Origin of the sequence: Streptomyces sp. NTH33 (assembly GCF_003236365.1) — a bacterium.
Taxonomy (GTDB): domain Bacteria; phylum Actinomycetota; class Actinomycetes; order Streptomycetales; family Streptomycetaceae; genus Streptomyces.
In genome coordinates, this window is record NZ_POTZ01000065.1 from 1 (window position 1) to 23,444 (window position 23,444).

Below are 23,444 nucleotides of genomic sequence, written 5' to 3' on the forward strand. Positions count from 1 at the left end.
CCCGGGTCCCACGGGGCCCGCGGGCCCCGTGGGACCCGGGTTGCGCGGCGTGCCCGGGACGGCGTAAGGGCCGCGCGGGGCGGTGGGGGCGGGCCTACATTGGACGTACGTCACCGTCGACCGTCCGGAGCGCGTCATGTCGGTCATCCCCGTTCTCGAGGCCGATGTCCTGCGGCGGCAGGACCCCGAACTGACCGACATCCTGCTGGGGGAGCTGGAGAGGCAGTCGACGACACTGCAGCTGATCGCCGCGGAGAACTTCACCTCGCCGGCGGTGCTGGCCGCGCTCGGCTCCGCGCTGGCGAACAAGTACGCCGAGGGCTACCCCGGCGCCCGGCACCACGGCGGCTGCGAGATGGCCGACGTCGCCGAACGCCTCGCCGTACAGCGGGCGAAGGACCTGTTCGGCGCCGAGCACGCCAACGTCCAGTCCCACTCGGGTTCCTCGGCGGTCCTCGCCGCCTACGCGGCGCTGCTGCGCCCCGGCGACACCGTGCTCGCCCTCGGCCTGCCCTACGGCGGCCACCTCACCCACGGCTCGCCCGCGAACTTCTCCGGCCGCTGGTTCGACTTCGTCGGCTACGGCGTCGACGCCGAGACCGGGCTCATCGACCACCTCCAGGTGCGCACCCTCGCCCATGCGCACCGGCCCAAGGCGATCGTCTGCGGGTCGATCGCCTACCCCCGCCACATCGACTACGCCTTCTTCCGCACGGTCGCCGACGAGGTGGGCGCCTATCTGATCGCCGACGCCGCCCACCCCATGGGGCTGGTGGCCGGGGGAGCGGCGCCCAGCCCCGTGCCGTACGCCGACATCGTGTGCGCCACCACCCACAAGGTGCTGCGCGGCCCGCGCGGCGGCATGATCCTGTGCGGCGGCGAGCTCGCCGGACGCGTCGACCGCGCCGTCTTCCCGTTCACCCAGGGCGGCGCGCAGATGCACACCATCGCCGCGAAGGCCGTCGCGTTCGCCGAGGCCGCGGCTCCGGCCTTCGCCGCCTACGCCCACCAGGTCGTCGCCAACGCGCGCGTCCTCGCGGCCCGGCTGGCCGCCGAGGGCCTGAACGTCACCACCGGCGGCACCGACACCCACCTGATCACCGCCGACCCGGCGCCGCTCGGCGTCGACGGGCGCGCGGCGCGCGGGCGGCTGGCCGCCGCCGGGATCGTCCTGGACTGCTGCGCCCTGCCGCACACCGACGCCCGCGGGCTGCGCCTGGGCACCGCGGCGGTGACCACCCAGGGCATGGGCCAGGGCGAGATGGAGTGGATCGCCGTACTGTTCGGCAAGGTGCTGCGCGGCGAGATCGACGGGGCGAGGGCGCGTGAGGACGTGCGCGAGTTCACCGGCGGATTTCCGCCGTATTCCCGTATCCCGGCCGAGACGGGGTAGGCGAACGGGCGAACGGTCGCACAAAACCGTACACAACCGTGCACAGCCACACGTGCAACCATCGTCGCTACCCGGAAGTCCCCATACATATGCCTGCGTCGCTAGGGTGTGAGGCTGAGATGGCCAGCGAGACCTGTGGGGAAGCCCGTGCGTGAATACCTGCTGACGCTCTGCATCACGGCCGCGGTGACGTATCTGCTGACAGGGCCGGTACGCAAGTTCGCGATCGTGGCGGGGGCGATGCCGGAGATCCGGGCACGTGACGTGCACCGGGAGCCCACTCCCCGGCTCGGCGGGATCGCGATGTTCTTCGGCCTGTGCGCCGGCCTGCTGGCCGCCGACCACCTCACCAACCTCAACGAGGTCTTCGAAAAGTCGAACGAGCCACGCGCGCTGCTCTCCGGGGCCGCCCTGATCTGGCTGATCGGCGTCCTCGACGACAAGTTCGAGATCGACGCCCTGATCAAGCTGGGCGGCCAGATGATCGCGGCCGGTGTGATGGTCGTACAGGGTCTGACGATCCTGTGGCTGCCCGTCCCGGGCGTGGGCACGGTCGCGCTGACCCAGTGGCAGAGCACCCTGCTCACCGTGGCGCTGGTGGTCATCACCATCAACGCGGTCAACTTCGTCGACGGACTCGACGGCCTGGCCGCCGGCATGGTGTGCATCGCGGCCGCCGCGTTCTTCATGTACACCTACCGGCTGTGGTACGGGTACAACATCGAGGCCGCCGCCCCCGCGACCCTCTTCGCGGCCGTCCTGATGGGCATGTGCCTGGGCTTCCTGCCGCACAACATGCATCCCGCGCGGATCTTCATGGGCGACTCGGGGTCCATGCTGATCGGCCTGGTCCTGGCGGCGGGCGCGATCTCGGTGACCGGGCAGATCGACCCGGACCTGATGAACCTGTTCTCCGGCTCCGAGCGCAACACCGTGCACCAGATGGTGCCGGTCTACATCCCGCTGCTGATGCCGCTGACGATCATCGCGATCCCGGCCGCCGACCTGATCCTGGCCATCGTGCGGCGCACGTGGCGCGGTCAGTCGCCGTTCGCCGCCGACCGCGGCCATCTGCACCACCGCCTGCTGGAGATCGGCCACTCGCACAGCCGGGCCGTGCTGATCATGTACTTCTGGTCGGCGCTGATCGGCTTCGGGGCGCTGGCCTACTCGGTCAACTCCGCGTCCATGTGGATCGTGCTCGGCGTCGCCCTGCTCAGCTTCCTCGGCTTGGTGCTGCTCCTGCTGCCGCGTTTCACGCCGCGTGCGCCGCGCTGGGCCGAGCAGTTCATGCCGCCGCGCTACCGGCGGCGCCCGCGCCCGGTCACGGCGCCGGACGCCTCCACACCGGCGGCCGTGGAGCACCCGGCTCCCGCCGCCACTGCCGCGGGCACTGCTGCGGGGACTTCCGGCGCACGGGTCCGGGCCGGCGTGGCCGGGGTCAACGGAGCGACCGCTCTCGGCGCCCGTTCCCGTCTCCTGGACGAGCGTAAAGCGGGAACGTCACGCTGACGGCCAAGGTAAGAATCTGACTAAAGCGTTGCCAACTCATGAGGTCGCAAAACCGGGCAATCCTGCACATGTTGACCTGTTTTTTGCACAGGCGTGCGTTCGCGGCCTCACTTGTGAGGGTAAGCACACTCACCAGGTAAAGACCTCATCAAATAGTTTGTGATACCGTTCACGAGTATCCCGGAGAGGGTCGAAGGACCTTGATTGCAAAGCTCTTTTGGGGCTGAGGTTCCTCTCTCGACGCCGGGACTACGCTCGTCCCTGACGACGCCCTGCCCCCTGTGATGTGCGGAGTTGCCGCTATGCCGTCCAGTGACGCCCGGATCCTGGCCGAGGCCGCTGTGCCCACAGCCGCCGTCGGCGTGGTCGCCGCCGTCATCAGCGGCGTGGTCGCCGGCGGCAAGGGAGCGATCGGTGCGCTCGTCGCGGCCGTGATCGTGATCCTTTTCATGGGGATCGGCCTCTACGTCCTGCAGCGCACCGCCAAATCGCTTCCCCACCTTTTCCAGGCGATGGGCCTGATGCTCTACGCGGCGCAGATCCTGCTGCTGTTCGTCTTCCTGGCCGCGTTCAAGAACACGACGCTGTTCAACCCCAGGGCCTTCGCCTTCACCCTGGTCGCCGCCACGCTGGCCTGGATCGCGGCGCAGACGCGGGCCCACATGAAGTCCAAGATCCTCTACGTCGAGCCCGACTCGACCGCGTCTTCGACCGGTGACAAGCCCGACAAGACGGAGCGCTCGTCGTGAGTGGTAGGGCCGGGATAAGGACGCATGAGAGACCCTGCTATCGTCCGGTGCCAACTGCGGCATCGCGGGCGCGGGCATCCGAGCTGACGCCTGTCCGATCGCGAGGCGAGATGCCCCACTGCCGCCCCCACATCCGTAACACCAGTCCCGTGCCGAACCGCGGCCGCGCGCCGCGCCGACACAACGAGGTTGCCGTACCTATGCGCCACGCTGAAGGAGCCCGCGGTGAGTGCTGACCCGACGCAGGTGCTCGCCTTCGAGACCGACTGCCACATCTTCGCCAACTGTGGCTTCCCGGCTCCCGGCCTGCACTCGTTCCTGTTCGAGCCTCTCTGGGGCAACGCGGACAGCAACCTGTACTTCAACAAGCCGATGCTGCTGGCCCTGCTCGGCTCGATCATCGTCGTCGGCTTCTTCTGGGCCGCCTTCCGCAGGCCGAAGGTCGTGCCGGGCAAGCTCCAGATGGTCGCCGAGGCGGGCTACGACTTCATCCGGCGCGGGGTCGTCTACGAGACGATCGGCAAGAAGGAAGGCGAGAAGTACGTCCCGTTCGTCGTCTCCCTGTTCTTCTTCATCTGGATGATGAACCTCTGGTCGATCATTCCGGTCGCCCAGTTTCCGGTCACCTCGATCATCGCGTACCCGGCGATCCTGGCCCTCCTCGTCTACGTGCTGTGGGTCTCGCTGACCTTCAAGCGCCACGGTTTCGTGGGCTTCTTCAAGAACGTGACGGGCTACGACAAGTCGCTGGGCGCGGTGCTGCCGCTGGCCATGCTCATCGAGTTCTTCTCGAACCTGCTGGTGCGGCCGTTCACCCACGCGGTGCGACTCTTCGCCAACATGTTCGCGGGCCACACGCTGCTGCTGCTCTTCACGATCGCCAGCTGGTACCTGCTCAACGGCATCGGCATCGCCTACGCCGGCGTCAGCTTCGTCATGACGATCGTGATGACGGCCTTCGAGCTCTTCATCCAGGCACTGCAGGCGTACGTCTTCGTCCTCCTGACGTGCACGTACATCCAGGGCGCGCTCGCCGAACACCACTGAGCGCCCCGCAGAGCAACCCCCTGATCGTCCGGTGGCCAACCCCCACCGGTCCGTAAAGAAAAGGAAGAACTGGCATGTCCCAGACCCTTGCCGCTGTTTCCGGCTCGCTCGGCTCCATCGGTTACGGCCTCGCTGCCATCGGCCCCGGCGTCGGCGTCGGCATCATCTTCGGCAACGGCACCCAGGCCCTGGCCCGCCAGCCCGAGGCCGCCGGCCTGATCCGCGCCAACCAGATCCTCGGCTTCGCCTTCTGTGAGGCGCTGGCCCTGATCGGTCTGGTCATGCCGTTCGTCTACGGCAAGTGATCAGCTGATCCACTTCCAGCCGACTAGACGAAAGGCAGAAACATGAGCCCGCTGCTCACGATCGCGGCCGAGGCGGAGAACCCGCTCGTCCCGCCGATCCCCGAGCTCGTCATCGGCCTGCTCGCCTTCGTCATCGTCTTCGGTTTCCTCGCCAAGAAGCTCCTCCCGAACATCAACAAGGTTCTGGAGGAGCGCCGCGAGGCGATCGAGGGCGGTATTGAGAAGGCCGAGGCCGCCCAGACCGAGGCCCAGAGCGTCCTTGAGCAGTACAAGGCTCAGCTCGCCGAGGCCCGGCACGAGGCCGCGCGTCTGCGCCAGGAGGCGCAGGAGCAGGGTGCCTCGCTCATCGCCGAGATGCGGGCCGAAGGCCAGCGGCAGCGCGAGGAGATCATCGCCGCCGGTCACGCCCAGATCGAGGCCGACCGCAAGGCCGCCGCGTCCGCGCTCCGGCAGGACGTCGGCAAGCTGGCCACCGAGCTGGCCGGCAAGCTCGTCGGCGAGTCCCTCGAGGACCACGCCCGGCAGAGCCGTGTGATCGACCGCTTCCTCGGCGAGCTCGAGGAGAAGGCAGAGGCCGCTCGATGACCATGCACGGAGCGAGCCGCGAGGCTCTGACCGCTGCACGTGAGCGTCTCGACGCGCTGACGGACTCCACGTCCGTGGACGCCGCACGGCTCGCGGAGGAACTGGCGTCCGTCACCGCGCTGCTCCACCGCGAGGTCGGTCTGCGTCGGGTCCTCACCGACCCGGCGCAGCCCGGCGAGGCCAAGGCCACGCTGGTGCACCGCCTGCTGGGCGGCCAGATCGGCGGCACCACCGAGGACCTGGTCTCCGGTCTGGTGCGCTCCCGCTGGTCGCAGCCCCGCGACCTGGTGGACGCGCTGGAGGAGCTGGCGAACATCGCCGACCTCACCGCGGCACAGCGGGCCGGCGCGCTCGACGACGTCGAGGACGAGCTGTTCCGCTTCGGGCGGATCATCTCCTCGAACACCGGGCTGCGCGCGGCCCTGACCGACCGGGCCGCGACCGCGTCGGCCAAGACGGAGCTGCTGAACCGGCTGCTCGGCAGCCGGGCCGACGCGACCACGGTGCGTCTGGTGACGCGCCTCGTGACCGCGCCGCGGGGACGTAGTCTTGAAGCGGGACTGGAGTCCCTCGCCAAGCTCGCCGCCGACCGGCGCGACCGCATGGTCGCCGTCGTCACCTCGGCGGTCCCGCTGAGCGACGGGCAGAAGCAGCGCCTCGGCGCCGCTCTCGCCAAGCTCTACGGCCGCCAGATGCACCTGAACCTCGACGTGGACCCCGAGGTCGTCGGCGGCATCCGGGTGCAGGTCGGCGACGAGGTCATCAACGGCTCCCTCGCGGACCGGCTCGAAGACGCCGCCCGCCGCATGGCGAGCTAGCAGCAACTCAACACAAGACGTACACGACGGCCCTGGTTGGGCCGTGCAGAGGATTCACCTCTTATTGGGGGGAGTCCGGGACTCGCAATACCCCCAAGTGAAACTTCGGGCCCAACAAGGAGAGCAGGGAACCCAGATGGCGGAGCTCACGATCCGGCCGGAGGAGATCCGGGACGCGCTGGAGAACTTCGTCCAGTCGTACAAGCCGGACGCGGCCTCGCGCGAGGAGGTCGGTACGGTCACCCTTGCCGGCGACGGCATCGCGAAGGTCGAGGGTCTGCCCTCGGCCATGGCCAACGAGCTGCTGAAGTTCGAGGACGGCACCCTCGGCCTCGCCCTCAACCTCGAGGAGCGCGAGATCGGTGCCATCGTCCTCGGTGAGTTCAGCGGCATCGAGGAGGGCCAGCCGGTGCAGCGCACCGGTGAGGTCCTGTCCGTCGCCGTGGGCGAGGGCTACCTCGGCCGCGTGGTGGACCCCCTCGGCAACCCGATCGACGGCCTCGGCGAGATCGAGACCGAGGGTCGCCGCGCCCTCGAACTGCAGGCCCCCACGGTCATGCAGCGCAAGTCGGTGCACGAGCCGATGGAGACCGGCTACAAGGCCGTCGACGCCATGACCCCGATCGGCCGCGGTCAGCGCCAGCTGATCATCGGCGACCGCGGTACCGGCAAGACCGCCCTCGCCGTCGACACGATCATCAACCAGCGTGACAACTGGCGCACCGGCGACCCGAAGAAGCAGGTCCGCTGCATCTACGTCGCCATCGGCCAGAAGGGCTCCACCATCGCGTCGGTCCGCCGCTCGCTGGAGGAGAACGGCGCGCTGGAGTACACGACCATCGTCGCCGCCCCGGCGTCCGACCCGGCCGGCTTCAAGTACCTGGCGCCCTACACCGGGTCCGCCATCGGCCAGCACTGGATGTACCAGGGCAAGCACGTCCTGATCATCTTCGACGACCTGTCCAAGCAGGCCGACGCCTACCGCGCCGTGTCGCTGCTGCTGCGCCGTCCGCCGGGCCGCGAGGCCTACCCGGGCGACGTCTTCTACCTGCACTCCCGGCTGCTGGAGCGCTGCGCCAAGCTGTCCGACGACATGGGCGCCGGTTCGATGACCGGTCTGCCGATCGTCGAGACCAAGGCCAACGACGTCTCGGCGTTCATCCCGACCAACGTCATCTCCATCACCGACGGCCAGTGCTTCCTGGAGTCGGACCTGTTCAACGCCGGTCAGCGCCCCGCGCTGAACGTCGGTATCTCCGTCTCCCGAGTCGGTGGTTCCGCACAGCACAAGGCGATGCGCCAGGTCTCCGGCCGTCTGCGCGTGGACCTCGCCCAGTTCCGTGAGCTGGAGGCGTTCGCCGCCTTCGGTTCCGACCTGGACGCGGCCTCCAAAGCCCAGCTGGAGCGCGGTCAGCGCATGGTCGAGCTGCTGAAGCAGGACCAGTACCAGCCGATGGCCACCGAGGACCAGGTCGTCTCCGTGTGGGCCGGCACCAACGGCCGTATGGACGACGTGCCGGTCGCCGACATCCGCCGCTTCGAGAAGGAGCTGCTGGAGTACCTGCACCGCAAGGAGCAGGGCCTGATGACCTCCATCAAGGAGGGCGCCAAGATGTCGGACGACACCATCCAGGCGATCGACGACGCCGTCGCCGAGTTCAAGAAGCAGTTCGAGACGAGCGACGGCAAGCTGCTCGGCGAGGACACCCCGGCCGCTGCCGCCAAGTGACGTAAGGAAGGGACCTGACTCATGGGAGCCCAGCTCCGGGTCTACAAGCGTCGCATCCGATCCGTCACCGCGACCAAGAAGATCACCAAGGCGATGGAGATGATCGCCGCCTCGCGCGTCGTCAAGGCGATGCGCAAGGTGTCGGCCTCCACGCCGTACGCGCAGGAACTGACCCGCGCGGTCACGGCGGTCGGCACCGGGTCCACCATCAAGCACCCGCTGACCACGGAGGCGGAGAACCCGACCCGCGCCGCGGTACTGCTCCTCACGAGCGACCGCGGCCTGGCCGGCGCCTTCAACTCCAACGCCATCAAGGCCGCGGAGCAGCTGACCGCGCGCCTCGAGGGCGAGGGCAAGCAGGTCGACGCGTACATCGTCGGCCGGCGCGGTGTCGCCCACTACAACTTCCGTGAGCGCAAGGTCGCGGAGTCGTGGACCGGCTTCACCGACGAGCCCTCGTACGCGGACGCCAAAACGGTGGCGGCCCCGCTGATCGAGGCCATCGAGAAGGACACCGCGGACGGCGGCGTGGACGAACTCCACATCGTCTACACGGAGTTCGTCTCGATGATGACGCAGACGGCGACCGACGCCCGGCTGCTGCCGCTGCGCCTCGAGGAGGTCGCGGAGGAGACGGCGAAGAAGGACGAGATCCTTCCGCTGTACGACTTCGAGCCCTCGGCGGAGGACGTCCTCGACGCGCTGCTGCCGCGCTACGTGGAAAGCCGTATCTACAACGCGCTGCTCCAGTCGGCCGCTTCCAAGCACGCCGCCACACGGCGCGCGATGAAGTCGGCCACCGACAACGCGGGTGAGCTGATCGACAACCTCGCCCGTCTTGCCAACGCGGCCCGCCAGGCCGAAATCACCCAGGAAATCAGCGAGATCGTCGGTGGCGCGAGCGCCCTGGCCGACGCGACCGCGGGGAGTGACAAGTAATGACCACCACTGTTGAGACGGCCACGGCGGCGGGCCGCGTCGCGCGGGTCATCGGCCCGGTCGTCGACGTGGAGTTCCCCGTCGACGCGATGCCGGAGATCAACAACGCCCTTCACGTCGAGGTCTCCGACCCGGCGAACGCGGGCCAGAAGAAGACGCTGACCCTGGAGGTCGCCCAGCACCTGGGTGACGGCCTGGTCCGCACCATCTCCATGCAGCCCACCGACGGTCTGGTCCGCCAGTCCCCGGTGACGAACACGGGCTCGGCCATCTCCGTCCCGGTCGGCGACTTCACCAAGGGCAAGGTGTTCAACACCCTCGGTGAGGTGCTGAACGTCGACGCCGAGTACACGGGCGAGCGCTGGCCGATCCACCGCAAGGCGCCGAACTTCGACGAGCTCGAGTCGAAGACCGAGATGTTCGAGACCGGCGTCAAGGTCATCGACCTGCTGACCCCGTACGTCAAGGGCGGCAAGATCGGTCTGTTCGGCGGCGCCGGCGTCGGCAAGACGGTGCTCATCCAGGAGATGATCTACCGCGTCGCCAACAACCACGACGGTGTGTCGGTGTTCGCCGGTGTCGGTGAGCGCACCCGTGAGGGCAACGACCTCATCGACGAGATGACCGAGTCGGGCGTCATCGACAAGACCGCGCTGGTCTTCGGTCAGATGGACGAGCCCCCGGGCACCCGTCTGCGCGTCGCGCTGGCCGGCCTGACCATGGCCGAGTACTTCCGCGACGTCCAGAAGCAGGACGTGCTGTTCTTCATCGACAACATCTTCCGCTTCACCCAGGCCGGTTCCGAGGTCTCCACCCTGCTCGGCCGCATGCCGTCCGCGGTGGGTTACCAGCCGAACCTGGCCGACGAGATGGGTCTGCTCCAGGAGCGCATCACCTCGACCCGCGGTCACTCGATCACCTCGATGCAGGCGATCTACGTCCCCGCGGACGACCTGACCGACCCGGCCCCGGCCACCACCTTCGCCCACCTCGACGCGACGACGGTTCTGTCCCGTCCGATCTCGGAGAAGGGCATCTACCCGGCCGTGGACCCGCTGGACTCCACGTCCCGGATCCTGGACCCGCGCTACATCGCGCAGGACCACTACAACGCGGCCATGCGCGTGAAGAACATCCTGCAGAAGTACAAGGACCTGCAGGACATCATCGCGATCCTCGGTATCGACGAGCTCGGCGAGGAGGACAAGCTCGTCGTCCACCGTGCCCGTCGCGTGGAGCGCTTCCTGTCCCAGAACACCCACGTGGCCAAGCAGTTCACCGGTGTGGACGGCTCGGACGTGCCGCTGGACGAGTCGATCACCGCCTTCAACGCGATCTGCGACGGCGAGTTCGACCACTTCCCCGAGCAGGCCTTCTTCATGTGCGGTGGTCTCGAGGACCTGAAGAAGAACGCGAAGGAGCTGGGCGTCTCCTGAGCCACGTGCTCATCCGAGGGGGCGGGTGCGGTCCCGCCCCCTCGTCCACGCCCCTTAGAATTGACCCCAACACCCGGCACCCCCGCCGGGTGGTGACCCGAGGAGCCACTCTTGGCTGCTGAGCTGCACGTCGAGCTGGTCGCTGCCGACCGCCAGGTCTGGTCCGGCGAGGCCACCCTGGTCGTCGCGCGCACCACGTCCGGCGACATCGGCGTCATGCCCGGTCACCAGCCGCTGCTCGGTGTGCTGGAGTCGGGCCCGGTGACCATCCGTACGAGTGAAGGCGGGACCGTCATCGCCGCGGTGCACGGCGGTTTCATCTCCTTCGCGGACAACAAGCTGTCGCTGCTGGCGGAGATCGCCGAACTCTCGGACGAGATCGACGTCCAGCACGCCCAGCGGGAGCTGGAACGCGCGAAGACGGAGGGCGACGCCCACGCCGAGCGCCGCGCGGAGGTCCGACTGCGCGCTGCGACGGCGAGCTGAACCCAGCCAGCCGTGCGATGACGTCACTCAGCCGCGGCCGGTACCGGAGCAATCCGGTACCGGCCGCGGCTGAGGTGAATGTGGGTGTTTTTTCCGTTCCATTACCTAGGAGACGAGGAGGTCGGTGTCGATGGTCCTCGCTCTGACTGTGTGCGGGCTGGTGGTCCTGCTCGTGGTGGTGGGACTGTTCGTCTTCGGTCTGCGGCGCAGGCTGATCCAGCGCTCCGGCGGCACCTTCGACTGCAGCCTGCGCTGGGACGTACCGGAGAAACCCGACACCAGCGGCAAGGGCTGGAGCTACGGCGTCGCCCGTTACAACGGCGACCGCGTCGAGTGGTTCCGCGTCTTCTCCTACGCCCCCCGCCCGCGCCGCGCTCTGGAGCGCGAGTCCATCGAGGTGGCCGGCCGCCGTCTTCCCGAGGGCGAGGAGGAGCTCGCCCTGCTCTCCGACGCGGTCGTCCTCACTTGTCTGCACCGCGGCATCCGCCTGGAGCTCGCCATGAGCGAGGACGCCCTGACCGGCTTCCTGGCCTGGCTGGAGGCGGCGCCCCCCGGACAGCGGGTGAACGTCGCGTAGAGCGACGTTCGGGGCCCCGCTGGATGGGGGTACCCCCGGCAGCGGAGCTGCTGGGGGAGGGTGAACGTGGCGTAAGGCAGCGAGTACGGGGAAGCTCCCCCGGACCTCGTCCGGGGGAGCTTCGGTGTTCTCGTGGAGGCGGACCGCTGTTACGACAGACCGCTGTTGATGGCGCTGACCAGCTCACCGTTGCCGGTGTCGCCGCTGAACTCCCAGAAGAAGGCGCCGCCCAGGCCCTGGCCCTTCGCCCAGGACATCTTGGTGCCGACGGTGGCCGGGGTGTCGTAGGACCACCAGTTGCTGCCGCACTTGGCGTAGGCCGTGCCCGCGATGGTGCCGGTGGCCGGGCAGGTGGTCTTGAGGACCTTGTAGTCCTCGATGCCCTGCTCGTACGTACCCGCCGCCGGGCCCGTGGCCGTGCCGCCCGGGGCGGACTGGGTGACGCCGGTCCAGCCGCGGCCGTAGAAGCCGATGCCGACGAGCAGCTTGCTCGCCGGGACGCCCTTCGCCCTGTACTTGGCGATCGCGTCGGCCGTGGTGAAACCGGCCTTCGGGATGCCGCTGTACGAGGTGAGCGGGGAGTGCGGGGCGGTGGGGCCCTGCGCGTCCCAGGCGCCGAAGAAGTCGTACGTCATCACGTTGTACCAGTCGAGGTACTGGGCCGCCCCGCCGTAGTCGGCCGCGTCGACCTTGCCGCCGGACGTGCCGTCGGCGGAGACGGCCGCGGTGACCAGGGCCTTGCTGCCGAACTTGGCGCGCAGCGCGGACGCCAGGTTCTTGATGGCCGCCGCCCCGCTGGTGTCACAGGTCAGACCGCAGGCGTTGGGGTACTCCCAGTCGATGTCGATGCCGTCGAACACGCCGGCCCAGCGCGGGTCGTACACCAGGTCGTAGCAGGACTGGGCGAAGGCCGTCGGGTTCTTGGCCGCGTCCGCGAAGCCGCCGGACCAGGTCCAGCCGCCGAAGGACCACAGCACCTTGATGTGCGGGTACTTGGCCTTCAGCTGGCGCAACTGGTTGAAGTTGCCGCGCAGCGGCTGGTCCCAGGTGTCGGCGACGCCGCTGACGGACTGGTCGGCGGTGAACGCCTTGTCGTAGTCGGCGTAGGAGTCGCCGATCGCGCACTTGCCGCCGGTGACGTTGCCGAAGGCGTAGTTGATGTGAGTGATCTTCGACGCGGAGCCGGAGGTCACGATGTTCTTGACGTTGTAGTTGCGGCCGTAGATGCCCCACTCGGTGAAGTAACCGAGCTTGATCTTGTCGCCGGTGGGCGGGGGATTGGTGCCGCCGCCGGTGGTGCGGACGGCGACCGAGCCGCTGACCGGGCCGGTCTGGCCCGCCGTGTCCCGGGCCTGGACGCTGTAGGAGTAGTCGGTGCCGGCGGCCAGACCGGTGTCGGTGTACGAGGTCGTCGTCACCGTCGCGACCGTCCTGCCGTCGCGCAGCACGTCGTAGTTCTTGACGCCCTTGTCGTCGGTGGCCGCGCTCCAGCTGAGCTTCACCGAGGTGTCGGTGACGTTCGAGGCGGTCGGGGTGCCCGGCGCGGAGGGCGGGTTGTCGCCGGGGACCGTGCCGCCGCCGTCGCAGCTGCCGCCGTTGAGCTTGCAGTTGCCCGGCGAGCCGGAGCCGGCGCCGTTGAAGCCGAAGGAGACGGAGGCACCCGGGGCGAGGGTGCCGTTGTAGGACTTGTTCTTGGCGGTCCAGTGCGTGCCGGAGGACGTGACGTCCGCGTCCCAGGCGGAGGTGACGGACGTGCCGGAGGGGAAGTCCCACTCGATCGTCCACGAGGAGATCGTCGTGGTACCGGAGTTGGTCACCGTCCACTTGCCCTCGAACCCGGAGCCCCAGTCCTGGGTCTTGGCATAGGTGGCGGTGGCGGACGTCGCCGCCTGGGCGGGGCTCGCGAGACCGACCAGTCCGGCCAGGGGCAGCAACAGGGTCGCGAATCCGGCCGCGGCTCTGTGTCTGAAGCGCATGCGCGCCTCCTTGTGGGGAAGGTTGGCAGGGGCATGACTGAGCCTTCACGCCCCACGGTGCTGTGAGCGTAGAAAGGTCTGTACCAGAGGTCAATAGGTCTGGACCACTGTGGTTCGATGGCGTACTAGATCCCCAACTCCTGTGCCAGTACCGCCGCTTGCACCCGGCTGCGCAGCCCCAGCTTGCCCAGTAGCCGGCTGACGTGGGTCTTCACGGTCCCCTCCGCCAGGTCCAGCCGGGCGGCGATCCCGGCGTTGGACAGCCCCTGACCCAGGCACGACAGCACCTCGCGCTCCCGACGGGTGAGCGTGTCCAGCGCGGCCGGCGCCGCCTTCGCCTCCCGTACCGGCCCGGCGGCGAACTCGGCGATCAGGCGCCGCGTCACGGCCGGGGCGACGATCCCCTCCCCGCGCGCCACCGTCCGTACCGCCTCCACCAGCTCCCGGGCCTCCGCGTTCTTGAGCAGGAACCCGGCGGCTCCGGCGCGCAGCGCCCCGAAGACGTACTCGTCGAGGTCGAAGGTGGTCAGCACGAGCACGTCCGCGAGCCCCTCCGCGACCACCTGCCGGGTCGCCGACACCCCGTCCAGCCGCGGCATCTGCACGTCCATCAGCACCAGGTCCGGCCGCAGCTCACGGGCCAGCTCCACCGCCTGCTCGCCGTCCGCCGCCTCGCCCACCACCTCGACGTCGGGCGCGCTGCGCAGGATCAGCACCAGCCCGGCGCGGACGGCGGACTGGTCCTCGGCGACGAGAACGCGGATCATGCGGGATCTCCTTCGGTTCCGGTTCCGTTTTCGGTCAGGGGCAGGGTGGCCCGTACGATCCAGACGGCGCCCTCGGGACGCGCCCGGAACGTGCCGCCCAGCAGCGCGGTCCGCTCCCGCATCCCGACCAGACCGGCCCCGGAGCCGGGCGCGCGCGGCCCCTCCCGGTGGCCGTACGGGCTGGCCACCCGCACGTCGAGCGCGCCGTCGCTCTGGGCCAGCGTGACGGTGACCCGGCCCGGCGCCGCGTGCTTGAGGGCGTTGGTCAGCGACTCCTGCACGATCCGGTACGCCGCCAGCTCCACCGGCGCGGGGACCTCGCCGTGACGGGCGTCGAGGGTGACGTCGAGCCCGTTGCCACGAGCGCCCTCGACCAGCGCCCGAAGCCCGTCCAGGGTCGGCGCGGCGGCAGGGGCGCCCCCGCCGCCGCTGTCCCGCAGAAGGCCGATCAGCCGCCGCATCTCCGCCAGCCCCTCGACGCTGTTCTCGCGGATCACGGCGAGCGCCTGCCGGGAGGTCTCCGGGTCGTCGAGGGACAGCGCGGCCGTGGAGTGGATGGCGACCGCGGACAGGTGGTTGGCGACCATGTCGTGCAACTCCCTTGCCATGCGGGCGCGTTCGGCGGCAACGGCCTGGGCGCGGTCCATCTCGGCGAGCAGCGCGGTCTGTTCGGCCCGCAGCCGGGCGGCCTCGGCGGCCTCGCGGTGGTTGCGCACGATCCAGCCGGTGCTCGCGGGCGCGAGCGCCACCACGCCGACGCCCACGCCGATCAGCAGGCCCTGGGGAGTGCGCCAGAGCGCGGCGGGCACCACGCCGCCGATCACGGTGAGCAGCCCGGTCACCCAGGGCAGGCGGCGGGCGGAGGCGGGAGAGCCGTACAGGACGGCCGCGTACATGAGGTCCGTGAACATCACGACCGTGACCACGCTGCCCCGCGTCATCGTGTCCGCGGCCAGCGCGGCCGTGCCGATCAGCAGGGCCGCCCCGGGCCGGGTGCGGCGCAGCAGCTCGCAGCCCGCCGTCACCGCGAGCGGCACCAGGACGGCCCAGCGCTGCGGCCACAGCACCAGACTGTCCGCGGTCTCGCGGGGCCCCAGGCCGATGGCCCACAGCAGCACCCCGCCGAGCAGCCCGCCCACCGCGATCCGCACGTCGTCACGGTGTAGGCGGGGGAGTCGTACGGCCATGTCCCCATCCAACACGGCCCGGCGGTCCGTCGCGTGATCCCCCGGAACGGTCCACGAGTACATCGAAGGATGCAGTCGCGGTTCGTCACCGCCGACGACGCACCGGACGCGATCCCCCGGAAACCTGGAGGGGGAACCGAGAGGAGCAACCGTGATCGTCGCGCTGATCGTCGCCTGCGAGGTCGGCTTCTGGGTGCTGCTGGCGCTGGGCCTGACCGCCCGCTACGTCCTGAAGTGGCGCCGCACCGGTGTGGTCCTGCTGCTGTGCGAGCCGCTGCTGGAGCTGGTCCTGTTCACGGTCACCGCCATCGACCTGAAGAACGGCGCGCGGCCCGGCTGGGAGCACGGCCTGGCCGCCCTCTACATCGGCTTCACCGCCGGCTACGGCCACTACACCGTCCGCCGGCTCGACGCCCATGCCGCCCACCGCCTGGCCGGCGCCCCACGCCCGCCGAAGCCACCCGGGTACGGCCTGCCCCGAGCCCGCCACGAGGCCCGCCTCTGGCTGCGCACCCTGCTCGCCGCGGCCGTCGCCCTCGCCCTGCTCCAGACGGCGGTCTGGTACGTCGGCACGCCGTCCGCCACCGCCCCCCTCAGGTCCTGGCAGTGGACGGCGCTCCGCATCACCGCGATCCACGGCCTGATCGCCCTGACGTACCTGCTCTTCCCCAAGAAGCCCCGGCCGGGGCGGTCCGCTCGGCAGAGGGTCGTACGCCGACCAGGCGGTGATGGACGCACGCTCACGCGTACGCTGCGGATGTGAACGACTCCGTATCGGGGCGCGAGGCTCAGGCCGGCCTGGCGCGGCCGCTGGACCACGCGGCAGAGGGGGAGCCCACCGTCATCACGCGTGACGGCGCCCCTGTGGCAGCGATCGTGCCCGTGGAGGAGGGCAACGCGCGGGAAGAGAGAGGCCGCCGACGAGCTGCTGGCGGACATGTGACGTGGGCGGACGCGTCGCCGCACGTCGCTCCGCGCGCCCTTGCGTCGGCGATGACCACCCGAGCGGGCCTGGCGGGAGCGTACGGATCCGTCTCCGGCAATTCGACGCGCCACCAGTGGTGTTCATCCAGCTTCTGACAGCCGCGCTCGCGCCTCCCCGCCGTGCACCGCGGGTTCTGCCCACCGTCCCGGTCGGGGATCCCGGTCATGGAGCCCGGTACGGAACCCGCGCCCGTGGTCTAGGCGCGCGCAGGACATGACGATGTCGCGGTTCCAGTCGCGTGCGCTGCGCAGCCTGAAGCCGCCCCGGTCGCCCGGCGCCTGTACCGGGATCTGCCCGGCTCACGAGGCGAGCATCAGCTCCAGAGCGCTCCGGGGGTGCTCCCAGTCGGCAGCGACCGGCGTCCCGTTGTATGTCCGGCCGGCCGCTTGGCCGGGCCCTGGCTCTGTTCGCGAGAACGACGGCATCGGTGCACCGGTTTGGGAGGCAGTCAACGCCTGCCTGTGAATCGAAATGTTCACAGGTTCTGACAGCACTGGTGCAGAGGCGGTTGCCATCGGGGGTGCTGCATCTCATGGCGGTCGGCGGCTGTCCAAGGTCACGTGCATGGCGAGGACCACACCGCCGCGCCCGCTCGATGTCGAGGCGCTGTTCCCGGAGCTGTCGGCCCACCGGGGCACTTCGCGGGCTGCCGCTTCCCCGGAGGTCGCCACGGCCCTCGGACCGGAACGCGAAGGGCTTGACCGCCTGCACCACGGCGTGGGACACGCCCCTCGATGCCCGGCCAGGAGGTACATACCCCTCTGAAAAGTGTGAGCATTTCGGCCTCCAGTGTTCACACGCCGCTCATCTGAGTGCACGAGTGACACTCGCCTGCCGGGTGCTCACACTTTTCAGAAGGGTGGGTGTCATGAGCCCCGCCCGGGAGATCGCGTCCCGCCGAGTGGTGCAGCCGGTCAAGTACTCGGAATACGCAGGTCACCACCGCATCGACACGGCTCAGAGGCCGCCAGTGGCGCTGACGGCAGGCCGGCCGCGCGCGATGCGGGGGCCGTTCCGTTGCCCCTTGGGGTGGCCGACGTCCTCAGCGTTCGCCGCCCGGTACCCACAGGACGTCCCCGTTCTCCTTGTTCGCCGTGCGGGCCAGGATGAACAGCAGGTCCGACAGGCGGTTGAGGTAGGTGGCCGTCAGCGGGTTCATCGTCTCGCCGTGCACCTCCAGGGCGGCCCAGGTGGACCGCTCGGCGCGGCGGACCACCGTGCAGGCCTGGTGGAGCAGGGCCGCGCCCGGGGTGCCGCCGGGGAGGATGAAGGAGCGGAGCTTGTCCAGTTCGGCGTTGAAGCGGTCGCAGTCCGCCTCCAGGCGGTCGACGTAGAACTGCTCCACCCGCAGCGGCGGGAACTCCGGGCTCTCCACCACCGGCGTGGACAGGTCCGCGCCCACGTCGAACAGGTCGTTCTGCACACGGGTGAGGACCTTGACGACCTCCGCGTCGAGCCCGCCCAGTGCGATCGCCGTACCGATCACCGCGTTCGCCTCATTGGCGTCGGCGTACGCCGAGATCCGCAGATCCGTCTTGGCGACCCGGCTCATGTCGCCGAGGGCGGTGGTGCCCTTGTCCCCGGTCCTGGTGTAGATGCGCGTCAGATTGACCATGCGGCCAGCGTAGTCATGCCCCGGCCGTGCGGAAGACCCGTGTGCCCAGCAGCACGGGCAGCGCGGCGAAGCCGGCGGCCACCAGGACGCCGTACAGCATGTGCGCGCTCGCGTAGGAGCCGACGTACGCGTCCCGCACCGCGTCGACCGGGTAGCGGAACGGCGTGAGGCGGGACAGCACGTCCCGCCAGGCCGGGCCGAGGGCCATCGGGAGCATCAGGCCCGACAGGAGCATGGGCGGCATGGTCAGCGCGTTGATCACCGGGCCGAACTCCTGCGCGGTGCGCACGCGCATCGCCGGCGCGTACGACAGCGAGGCCAGGGAGATCGTCAGCAGCGCGACGAACCCGAAGCCGATCAGCACCCCGGGCGGCGGGGCCCTGAGGCCCATCGCCGGCGCCAGCACCCGTGGGCGGTGGATGAGCGCCATCGCGATGCCCAGGCGGCGGCGCCGGCCTCCGGAGAGGGCTGAGGTCCTGCGGGCGAGCAGTCCGGCGAGGTCGAGTTCGCGCGCCAACTCCTCCGTGTGGGAACGGGCCTGCTGCCTCGTCAGGCGGTACATCCGGCCCTGGATGACCAGTTCCTCCCGTACGGAGATCTGGCCGTCGACCCCGCCGGACCGGGCGACGTACCCGCACGCCCTGCGCACGCCGACGGGATCGCGGACCAGGTCGCAGCCCGCGACGGTGGCCGTGCCGCCGGTCGGCCTCAGCAGGGTGGTGAGCATCCGCAGGGTGGTCGTCTTCCCGGCGCCGTTGGGGCCGGGGCGAGGGCGAGTCCGCCGCCGGGGCGGTCCTGCGGGAACTGCGTGAGGAGGTCGAGGCGGTCTCGCCCCGGATCGGGCTGCTCGCCGACTGCGCCCACTTCACGCGGGTGATCGAGGAGGCGCCCGCGCTGCGCTCCCGGCTGTGGGCGATCGCCCAGGAAGTGCAGGCCGACCTGGAGGCGGCCCTGCGCGAGGAGACCGGCGCGGCCGACGATGATCCGCTGCCCCACCTGATGGCCGGCCAGGTCGGCTGGGCGCACAGCACCGTCATGACCGTCATCGGGCGCGAGATGGCCAAGGGGCGCAATCCGCGCGAAGTCTCCCGAGAGGTGTTGGGGCTCCTCGACGACATTGAGGACTTGTTGAACGAAAAGGTACTCAACTACGCCGTCCGAGGGGCTCGGTGACTCTCGCGGGTGTGAGGTCCGTCATTTGAGACGTGACGCGCATTACTTACCGGTCACACAGCCCCGCGTGAGCGCTAGTGTCCGCCCTGGAGTCATTCGTAAGCCGCGAGTAAGCGCTCGCGCCGTCGTTTCCCAGGGGAGTCGTCAGTGGCAGGGAAGCTCGCCGTCATCGGGGCCGGTCTCATGGGGTCCGGCATCGCCCAGGTCTCCGCGCAGGCGGGCTGGGACGTCGTTCTGCGGGACGTCACCGACGAGGCGCTGAGGCGTGGCACGGACGGCATCAAGGCCTCGTACGACAAGTTCGTGAGCAAGGGCAGGCTGGAGGCGCGCGACGCCGAGGCCGCCCTCGCCCGGATCACCGCCACCACCGACCTGGACGCGGCCGCCGACGCGGACGTCGTGGTCGAGGCCGTCTTCGAGAAGCTCGAGGTCAAGCACGAGATCTTCCGCACGCTCGACAAGCTCGTGCGCGAGGACACCGTGCTCGCCTCCAACACCTCCGCCATCCCGATCACCAAGATCGCGGCGGTGACGGAGCGTCCCGAGCGGGTCGTCGGCGTGCACTTCTTCTCGCCGGTGCCGATGATGCAGCTCGTCGAACTCGTCCGCGGCTACAAGACGAGCGACCAGACGCTCGCCAAGGCCCGCGAGTTCGCCGAGTCGGTCGGCAAGACCTGCATCGTCGTCAACCGGGACGTGGCCGGCTTCGTGACCACCCGCCTGATCTCCGCCCTCGTCGTGGAGGCGACCAAGCTCTACGAGTCGGGCGTCGCCACCGCCGAGGACATCGACCTCGCCTGCAGGCTGGGCTTCGGTCACGCCATGGGTCCGCTCGCCACCGCCGACCTGACCGGCGTCGACATCCTGCTGCACGCGACCAGCAACATCTACACCGAGACCCAGGACGAGAAGTTCGCCCCGCCGGAGCTGATGCGCCGGATGGTTGACGCCGGTGACATCGGGCGCAAGAGCGGGCAGGGCTTCTACAAGCACTGACACCGCGCCGGGGTCACGGGGATCACCCTTGAGGGTGATTTCGGTATCGGTTCGCTTACAAACAGCAACCCCACTGCCACCAAAGCAGTCAGAGGTTGCACACCCTCCGTCAACGGAGTACGCCACCGCATTCACGGGGAGCGCATATGCACATCAGGGGCGACCACGCCGGGCTGGTCGTCGGGGGCCGCCTCGACGTCCACAGCGCGGCGGACGCCCGTACGGTCCTGCACTCGGCCGTCGACGACGGCGTCGGCGACCTGGTGCTCGACCTGTCCGAGCTCGACTCCTGGGACGCCACCGGACTCGGCGTGATCATGGGTGTCCACCGGAGGGCCGGCCGCTGCGGCCGGCGGCTGGTGCTGCGCGGCGTACCGCCGCAGATGCAGCGCCTGCTGGTGGCCACCCGGCTGCACCGCATCCTCGCCATCGAGGGCGGCATCGGACTCGAGTCCCTGCCTCGCGTCTAGTCCGCTTCGGTTCCCCGGTCCCGTACAGGTGTGAACCCCGTTGTGCGGGAGACCCGGACACAGGTCGGCGAACTGCACGTCGCGCGCAATCCTCATGAGACTGTGACGTCTCGGGCGGCGCGGCACCCCGGGCTGTCGTAGATACTGTGCGAAGGTTTAGGGTTCGGTCGCCCGCTGCCCAGAAACCCTCGAGCGGGACCGGACCAGAAGCGACAGCGCGGTGTGCGGCAAGGCCGGGAGGGGCCGGCCATGGCCGGCACACGACGCTTTTGGGGGGCTTGGAACCTATGGACCCGAACATCCGGGAACCCGAGGACATGGGCCACGACAGCAACGGCCACACGCCGCGTCAGCGCCCGCCCAGGGAATCTCTCACACCCGACTTCATCCCGCACGCGCCCGCACTGGCCCGTACGGTGCGGCTCGTCACGGGCGACTTCCTGCTCACCGTCAACCCCGTGGACGGCAGCGAGATCGAGGTCTGCCCGCCCGGAGAGCGCCCCGGACGGCCGCGGAAGTACGACGAGGCCGAGCGCGCCGAGATCGAAGCCGCGGCCGAGCCGCCCGTCCCGCCGGGCCCGACCCTCTCCACGCAGCCACTCCTGGAGCGCCAGGACGAGCGCGAGCAGCTGGTACGGCTGCTCGCCCGCGGCCGCTCCGTACGCCTGACCGGGCCGGGCGGCTCCGGCCGCACCAGTCTGCTCGACCTCGTCGCCGACGACTGCTCGGACCTCGCCCCCGACGGCGTCGTCCGCCTCACCGGCTTCCGCCGCACCGCGAGCGACCTGCTGCACGACCTCTTCCGCGCCGTCCACAGCGCGCCCGGGTACCGGCCCGACGAGGACGAACTGCGCGTCCACGTCCGTGAGATCGGCGCGGTCGTCGTCGTGGACGACATCGAGTTCGGCGGCGGCGCGCTGGACGAGCTGCTGGAGGCCACCCCCGAGTGCGCCTTCCTGGTCAGTGCCACCCCGGACGTGCCCGCGCCGTCCGCCGGGTCCGACGTCGAGGAGGTCGTCCTCAGCGGCCTGGACCGGGCCGGCGGCGTGGAGCTCGTCGAGCGCGGAGTCGGCCGGGTGCTCACCGAGGAGGAGTCCAACTGGGCCGGCGACCTCTGGTTCGAGTCCGAGGGCCTGCCCCTGCGCTTCGTCCAGGCCGGGGCCCTGCTGAGCCAGCACGACCGGCTGCGGGCCAGCGCCGGCGCGGTCGACGAGTTCGGCGTCTTCGAGGACGCACCGCCGGCGGACGCCCCCCTCGACGGGGGCGCCGGCGACGACGTACCCCTGCCGTCGCTGGGTGAGGCCGCCGCGTCCGCGCCGCTGCTCGCCTCCCGGCTGAGCGTGTCCGCGCGGGACACCCTGCGGTTCGCCGTCGCACTCGGCGGCGAGGTGCCGCACCAGGCGCACCTGCCCGCGCTGGTCGGCGACACCCACGCCGACGCCGCGCTCGGCGAGCTGGCGAGCTGCGGCCTGGTCTCCCCGGTCGGCTCCCGCTACCGGCTCGCCGCCGGGGTGCCGGCCCAGCTGGAGGCCGCCGGCTACGGCGAGGACGCCGGGGCCCGGGCCCTCACCGCCGCCCAGCACTACGCCTGGTGGGCCGGGCACCCCTCGGTCACGCCCGAGAGGGTGTGCGCCGAGGCGGACGCCGTGCTCGCGGCGCTGGCGGTGCTGGTGCCGGGGACCACGCCGGCGGACGGGGGAGAGGTGAGCCCCGCCGTACAGCTCGCCCGCACGGCCGCGCCCGCGTTCGCCGCGGGGCTCGACTGGAACGCCTGGGAGCGGGCGCTGCGGTTCGGCGTCGAGGCCTCCCGGCTCGCCGGGGACGTAGGCGAACAGGCCTACTTCCAGCACGAGTTGGGCGTCCTCGCGCTCTGCGGCGGCCGGCTGGACCGGGCCCGCGCCGAGCTGGAGGCCGCCCTCGGACTGCGCGGCGCGCTCGCCGACAAGCGCGGCACCGTCGCCGGGCGCCGCGCCCTCGCCCTGGTCGCCGACCGCTCCGGTACGGCACCGGGCGCCGCGGTCGTGGCGGGCCTCGGGGCGATGGCGGGGGAGGAGGTGCCGGACGCCCGCACCGAGGAGTCGGCGTCTCCGCCCGGCGGGGTCCCCGCACCCTTCCCGGCGCTCCAGCCGTCCGTCGGCGGCGCCCCCGCCACGGTCCTGGGCTCGGCCGCTCCGGTCAAGCACCGCGTCGGCTTCAAGGGCCTGACCCGGCGCAACGTCGTGGCGGCCGGCGCGGGCGCGCTGCTCGCCGCCGTCCTCGGCACGGTGGTGACGCTCGGCGCCGCCTCCCACAACGACGCCAACACCCCCTCCGAAAGGATCGACGTCAACCCGTCCGCCGGCCAGAACACGGACGACGGCACTCTGGACGCCGACACCCCGGAGCAGGACGGGACCGCCGGCATCGGCGACACCGGCACGGCCACCAGCCGCCCGACCAGCCCGGGCCCCGACGGCACGTACGGCACCTCGGACGACCCGGTCCCGCCGCCCGGCTCCACCCGGCCGTCGGACGGCCCCAGCAGCACGAGGGACCCGGGCGACGGCACGTCGCCCGCGCCGTCGACGCCGTCGACGCCGTCGACGTCCGGGACGACGTCCCCGCCCAGGTCGTCCCCGCCGGAGAAGCCCTCATCGCCGTCGAAGTCGCCAGACCCGCCGACGTCCGAGTCGCCCTCCTCCGAGCCTCCGGCCTCGCCC

General features: G+C 70.5%; 22 protein-coding genes and 1 pseudogene. 18 read left to right on the top strand and 5 right to left on the bottom strand.

The window, feature by feature from the left end:
• Positions 1–136: 136 nt before the first annotated feature.
• The 12 genes from glyA (at position 137) to C1I97_RS09480 (ending at position 11,576) form a co-directional block, all read left to right on the top strand.
• Entirely contained in the window at positions 137–1,393 is a 1,257-nt protein-coding gene (glyA, locus tag C1I97_RS09425) for a serine hydroxymethyltransferase (RefSeq protein ID WP_111002774.1), read from the top strand.
• A 147-nt stretch (positions 1,394–1,540) separates the two neighbouring features.
• Entirely contained in the window at positions 1,541–2,905 is a 1,365-nt protein-coding gene (locus tag C1I97_RS09430; protein ID WP_111002775.1) for an MraY family glycosyltransferase, read from the top strand.
• A gap of 302 nt (positions 2,906–3,207) precedes the next feature.
• Entirely contained in the window at positions 3,208–3,654 is a 447-nt protein-coding gene (locus tag C1I97_RS09435) for a hypothetical protein (protein ID WP_111002776.1), read from the top strand.
• A 225-nt stretch (positions 3,655–3,879) separates the two neighbouring features.
• Positions 3,880–4,701, top strand: a complete 822-nt coding sequence (gene atpB, locus C1I97_RS09440; protein ID WP_111002777.1) for a F0F1 ATP synthase subunit A — start codon at positions 3,880–3,882, stop codon at positions 4,699–4,701.
• A 74-nt stretch (positions 4,702–4,775) separates the two neighbouring features.
• Positions 4,776–5,006: an ATP synthase F0 subunit C gene (gene atpE / locus C1I97_RS09445; protein ID WP_024884520.1), complete on the top strand. Its 231-nt coding sequence runs from the start codon at positions 4,776–4,778 to the stop codon at positions 5,004–5,006.
• 42 nt (positions 5,007–5,048) lie between these two features.
• A complete protein-coding gene (locus C1I97_RS09450) occupies positions 5,049–5,591 on the top strand; it encodes a F0F1 ATP synthase subunit B (RefSeq protein ID WP_111002778.1) in 543 nt (180 codons plus the stop codon).
• A gap of 2 nt (positions 5,592–5,593) precedes the next feature.
• A complete protein-coding gene (locus C1I97_RS09455) occupies positions 5,594–6,409 on the top strand; it encodes a F0F1 ATP synthase subunit delta (RefSeq protein WP_111002779.1) in 816 nt (271 codons plus the stop codon).
• A 136-nt stretch (positions 6,410–6,545) separates the two neighbouring features.
• Positions 6,546–8,138, top strand: coding sequence for a F0F1 ATP synthase subunit alpha (atpA, locus tag C1I97_RS09460; RefSeq protein ID WP_111002780.1), 1,593 nt, complete (start codon positions 6,546–6,548; stop codon positions 8,136–8,138).
• A gap of 21 nt (positions 8,139–8,159) precedes the next feature.
• The gene (locus C1I97_RS09465; protein WP_111002781.1) at positions 8,160–9,077 is read left to right on the top strand and encodes a F0F1 ATP synthase subunit gamma; all 918 of its coding nucleotides are present in this window, start codon (positions 8,160–8,162) and stop codon (positions 9,075–9,077) included.
• Positions 9,077–10,513: a F0F1 ATP synthase subunit beta gene (atpD, locus tag C1I97_RS09470; RefSeq protein ID WP_111002782.1), complete on the top strand. Its 1,437-nt coding sequence runs from the start codon at positions 9,077–9,079 to the stop codon at positions 10,511–10,513. Before C1I97_RS09465 ends, atpD begins: the two co-directional genes overlap by 1 nt.
• 111 nt (positions 10,514–10,624) lie before the next feature.
• Positions 10,625–10,999 (top strand): F0F1 ATP synthase subunit epsilon, encoded by a 375-nt coding sequence (locus C1I97_RS09475; RefSeq protein ID WP_111002783.1) that lies wholly within the window; start codon positions 10,625–10,627, stop codon positions 10,997–10,999.
• Positions 11,000–11,129: 130 nt separating this feature from the next.
• Positions 11,130–11,576, top strand: coding sequence for a DUF2550 domain-containing protein (locus tag C1I97_RS09480; RefSeq protein ID WP_111002784.1), 447 nt, complete (start codon positions 11,130–11,132; stop codon positions 11,574–11,576).
• Between the two features lie 149 nt (positions 11,577–11,725).
• Here C1I97_RS09480 and C1I97_RS09485 read toward each other — a convergent pair whose 3' ends face one another.
• From C1I97_RS09485 to C1I97_RS09495, 3 genes are all read right to left on the bottom strand, one after another.
• Complete coding sequence (locus C1I97_RS09485) at positions 11,726–13,552, bottom strand: glycoside hydrolase family 18 chitinase (RefSeq protein ID WP_111002785.1); 1,827 nt, start codon at positions 13,550–13,552, stop codon at positions 11,726–11,728.
• 125 nt (positions 13,553–13,677) lie between these two features.
• On the bottom strand, positions 13,678–14,319 hold the full coding sequence (locus C1I97_RS09490) for a response regulator (RefSeq protein WP_111002786.1): 642 nt from the start codon (positions 14,317–14,319) through the stop codon (positions 13,678–13,680).
• Positions 14,316–15,506 carry a sensor histidine kinase gene (locus C1I97_RS09495; protein WP_111002787.1) on the bottom strand — a complete coding sequence of 397 codons (1,191 nt, stop codon included), beginning with the start codon at positions 15,504–15,506 and terminating at the stop codon, positions 14,316–14,318. Before C1I97_RS09495 ends, C1I97_RS09490 begins: the two co-directional genes overlap by 4 nt.
• Positions 15,507–15,657: 151 nt before the next feature.
• On the opposite strand from C1I97_RS09495, the gene C1I97_RS09500 reads away from it, so the two are divergent.
• Complete coding sequence (locus C1I97_RS09500) at positions 15,658–16,269, top strand: hypothetical protein (RefSeq protein ID WP_258382496.1); 612 nt, start codon at positions 15,658–15,660, stop codon at positions 16,267–16,269.
• On the top strand, positions 16,266–16,586 hold the full coding sequence (locus tag C1I97_RS09505; protein WP_111002788.1) for a type II toxin-antitoxin system Phd/YefM family antitoxin: 321 nt from the start codon (positions 16,266–16,268) through the stop codon (positions 16,584–16,586). Before C1I97_RS09500 ends, C1I97_RS09505 begins: the two co-directional genes overlap by 4 nt.
• Positions 16,587–17,533: 947 nt before the next feature.
• Here C1I97_RS09505 and C1I97_RS09515 read toward each other — a convergent pair.
• Both C1I97_RS09515 and C1I97_RS41285 read right to left on the bottom strand, forming a co-directional pair.
• Positions 17,534–18,106, bottom strand: coding sequence for a cob(I)yrinic acid a,c-diamide adenosyltransferase (locus C1I97_RS09515; RefSeq protein WP_111002790.1), 573 nt, complete (start codon positions 18,104–18,106; stop codon positions 17,534–17,536).
• Between the two features lie 13 nt (positions 18,107–18,119).
• Complete coding sequence (locus C1I97_RS41285) at positions 18,120–18,833, bottom strand: ABC transporter permease (protein ID WP_111002791.1); 714 nt, start codon at positions 18,831–18,833, stop codon at positions 18,120–18,122.
• A 26-nt stretch (positions 18,834–18,859) separates the two neighbouring features.
• On the opposite strand from C1I97_RS41285, the pseudogene C1I97_RS09525 reads away from it, so the two are divergent.
• The 4 genes and pseudogenes from C1I97_RS09525 to C1I97_RS09545 form a co-directional block, all read left to right on the top strand.
• Positions 18,860–19,279, top strand: a pseudogene (locus tag C1I97_RS09525) (TetR/AcrR family transcriptional regulator); the annotation flags it as partial.
• A 147-nt stretch (positions 19,280–19,426) separates the two neighbouring features.
• Entirely contained in the window at positions 19,427–20,275 is an 849-nt protein-coding gene (locus tag C1I97_RS09530; RefSeq protein WP_111002792.1) for a 3-hydroxyacyl-CoA dehydrogenase family protein, read from the top strand.
• A gap of 146 nt (positions 20,276–20,421) precedes the next feature.
• On the top strand, positions 20,422–20,745 hold the full coding sequence (locus C1I97_RS09535) for an STAS domain-containing protein (protein ID WP_111002793.1): 324 nt from the start codon (positions 20,422–20,424) through the stop codon (positions 20,743–20,745).
• Between the two features lie 287 nt (positions 20,746–21,032).
• A partial coding sequence (locus C1I97_RS09545; RefSeq protein WP_111002794.1) for an ATP-binding protein occupies positions 21,033–23,444 on the top strand: 2,412 nt, incomplete at its 3' end.